Below are 3016 nucleotides of genomic sequence, written 5' to 3'. Positions count from 1 at the left end.
GCGCCGCCCGGCACCGCCGTCCGCGCGCTGGCCGACCCGGCCGGTGGCCTCCGCGACTTCCTGCACCTGCCGGCCCGGCCGGACACCGTGACCGCCCTGCTCGCCGACCGCACCGGCCGGGTCGTCCTGGTCGTGCCCGAGGTCGGCTCGCTCACCGACTACCAGGCCGAACTGGCCCGCCTGGCGGGCTGACCGACCGCGCCTCGCAGAGCCGGCCGGTGAGTCCGTGGCCGGACCCGACCCGGCCACCGCCGCGATACCCAGCCTGGCCTGCACGACCGATGTCAGGACTGAGAGACCAGGCGGGCCACCAGTTGGGCCTGCGCCGCCTCGCCGGGATGGAACGTGACCCGCAGCGGGCCACCGGCAGCGGTGATCCCGATCGTCGACACCGCCCCCGTGCACTCGACCCGGTGTGGGTAGAACGCACCCCGGGCACCGTCGACGGCGACGTTGACCTCGCCCGAGCCGGTGCAACTGACGCGCAACACCAACTGGTCACCGTCGGCGACCCGAGCCGTGCGGACCACGGGCTCGTCCGGGCGCAACACCGATCGGTCGAACCACACCACGTTGCCGCCGCCTCCCCGGCGCCGGCCCGACTCTCCGGTCTCGGGAGCGCTGACGTCACCCGAACCCGCCCCGGCCAGCACGCGCACCTTGTCGCCATCCATTTCGAGCACGAGCGAGGAACCGGTGGCCGGATCCACCCAGAACGACGCGCCGGTAGCTGGATCCACCCGGAACGTCGCCGTCACCTCTGGTTGGGGCGAGTCGGTACCGCGATACTGCCGGGCCCCGGTGAGCGGATCCACCCGCCAGCCGGTCGCCTGGGAAACGCTGCTGGGCCCGGCCCCGACACCCGACCCGGTCGGTGCGGTCGCCTGCCACCACACGCCACCGGCAGCCAGCGCCACCACCCCCACACCGGCCAGCAGGACACCTCGGAGCCGATGGCGGGGATCGTCATGCATGCCGAGAAGAGTAGAGGCCCGAGCGGCTCAGGACGGGGCGATCAGGCGGGCCTCCAGGTGCAACGGCTCCGCACCGGCGGTGGAGAACGAGATGCGTACCGGGCCGCCGGTGCCGGTCACCTCCGTCGTGGCCACCGCACCGTCACAGCCGATCATGATCGGGTCGGCCGCCCGTGCCCCGACCACCACCACCAACAGGTCGCCGGGGCCGACGCACCGCAAGCGCAGCTGGAACAACTCGCCGTACCCGACCGGGGTCTGCCGGACCACCGCGGCACCCTCGCTCAGCTTCGTCGACTCGGTCCACACCACGTGGCGGACCTCCGCCCGACGAACGCCCCGGTGGCCGGCGCTGGACGGGGCCTCCGCCGAGCCGTACCCACGGCCGGGCGAGGTCGGGACGACGGAGCCGGTTCGGGCGTCGAGCATGACGCTCGTCCTCGGTTCGGGCTCCACCCGCCCCGTCGTCGTGAGCCGGAAGTCGCCGCCCGGACCGGTCGACGTTGCCGCACCCGGCGCCTGCGCCTGCCACCACCAGCCCCCGAGCACCAGCGCGACCGCACCGATCCCGGCGAGCAGAACGCCGCGCAGCCGATGAACCGGATCGACGTGCATGAGTTTCAGGGTAGCCGCCCGCACGGTCAGGCGTGCCGTTCCAGCAGCACCGCGTAGAGGGTCAGACCGGGTCCGAAGGCGAGCATCACCACCCGGCGGGGCGAGGGCGCGGCCCGCATCAGACGGTCGAGGATCAGCAGCACCGTCGGGGACGAGCAGTTGCCGTGCTCGTCCAGCGTCGCCCGGGACGCCGCCAACCCGGTCGGCGGCAGCTCCAGTTCGCGCTCCACCACGTTCAGGATGCGGGGGCCGCCCGGGTGCACCGCCCAGCCGTCCACCCCGGACACCGTGGCACCGTGCCGGGCCAGCAGGTCCTCCACCAACCCGCGTACGTGGGTCGACAGCACCTGCGGCACCTTCGGCGAGAGCCCCATCCGGAAGCCGGTGTCGGTCACGTCCCACGTCATGTGGTCGGCGGTGGAGGTGTCGGTGACCGAAATGACCTCGCGTACCGCGTACCCCCGGCCACCGGGCAGGAGCACGGCGGCGACGGCGGCGTCCGAGAAGAGCGCGTGGGAGACGATCTGCTGAGTGTCCACCCGGGCCGACGAGGGTTGCAGGTGCAGGCTGGTCAACTCGGCGCAGAGCAGCAGCGCCGGGCGGCCCCGGGAGACCACGAAGTCACTCGCCGCACCCAACCCGGGCAGGGCCGCGTAGCACCCCATGTGACCGACGAACATCCGCTGCGTCGTCGGGGACATACCCAGGTCACGGGCGAGCAGGATGTCCAGCCCCGGGGTGGCGTACCCGGTGCAGGAGCAGACCACGAAAAGACCGACGTCCCCGGCGTCCAGGCCGGCCGAGGTCAGCGCACGGCCGACCGCCTCCTTGCCCAGCGGCAGCGCCTCCACCTGGTAGCGGCGCATCCGCCGCTCGGTCGGCCAGTCCGAGACGTCCTCGATCAGCGGACTCACCGCCGCCTGCCGGCGGGTCACCCCCGAGTTCGCGAAGATCCGCTCGGCGAGCGCCCGGGTGCTGCCGGAGTAGTGCCGGGAGAAGAACTTGTCCCATAGTTCCTGCTGGTCGGCCGAGGGCGGATGAGCCGTACCCACACCCGCGATCACCGGTACGGTCACCGTCCCACCTTCCGCTCGCTCGGGCTCCTCACGCTCACCAACGAGGAGCCGACCCGTCACGGTCCGGGTCACCGCCGAGCGCGGCGATCCCCAACCAGTCGGCGCAGACGTCGGAGGTGGCCGGGTGCAGTGATCCGCAACGGGCGTCCCGGTAGAGGCGCTCCAACGGGTGACCACGCCGGGTGGCGGAGGTGCCGGCCGCCTCCAGCATGGACGCGGCAACCTCCGCCGCAGTCGTACCGGCCAGCAGCTTGGCCCGCCACACCCAGCGGTTCGTCTCGGCGTCGCCCGGCGCCTCGTCCACCCGACGGGCCGCCACGGTGCTGGCTCTTATACCCCTCTCCGAGCCCA

The 3016-nt window shown here is 73.0% G+C and carries 4 protein-coding genes and 1 pseudogene; 1 reads left to right on the top strand and 4 read right to left on the bottom strand.

Going from position 1 to position 3016, the window contains the following annotated elements; translation table 11 throughout:
* Positions 1-192 (top strand): annotated as a pseudogene (locus EYA84_RS29740) (hypothetical protein); the annotation flags it as partial.
* Positions 193-284: 92 nt separating this feature from the next.
* On the opposite strand, the gene EYA84_RS29735 reads toward EYA84_RS29740, so the two are convergent.
* The 4 genes from EYA84_RS29735 to EYA84_RS29720 all read right to left on the bottom strand — a co-directional run.
* Positions 285-974 carry a hypothetical protein gene (locus tag EYA84_RS29735; protein WP_131057416.1) on the bottom strand — a complete coding sequence of 230 codons (690 nt, stop codon included), beginning with the start codon at positions 972-974 and terminating at the stop codon, positions 285-287.
* 27 nt (positions 975-1001) lie between these two features.
* A complete protein-coding gene (locus tag EYA84_RS29730) occupies positions 1002-1589 on the bottom strand; it encodes a hypothetical protein (RefSeq protein ID WP_131057414.1) in 588 nt (195 codons plus the stop codon).
* 26 nt (positions 1590-1615) lie between these two features.
* Complete coding sequence (locus EYA84_RS29725; protein WP_131057412.1) at positions 1616-2665, bottom strand: type III polyketide synthase; 1050 nt, start codon at positions 2663-2665, stop codon at positions 1616-1618.
* Between the two features lie 34 nt (positions 2666-2699).
* On the bottom strand, positions 2700-3016 hold a 317-nt coding region (locus EYA84_RS29720), incomplete at its 5' end, for an acyl-CoA dehydrogenase family protein (RefSeq protein WP_255446674.1).

The sequence above is a fragment of the Verrucosispora sp. SN26_14.1 genome (assembly GCF_004307965.1).
In the GTDB taxonomy this organism is placed as follows: Bacteria; Actinomycetota; Actinomycetes; order Mycobacteriales; family Micromonosporaceae; genus Micromonospora.
This window is presented reverse-complemented; position numbering and strand designations above follow the sequence as displayed.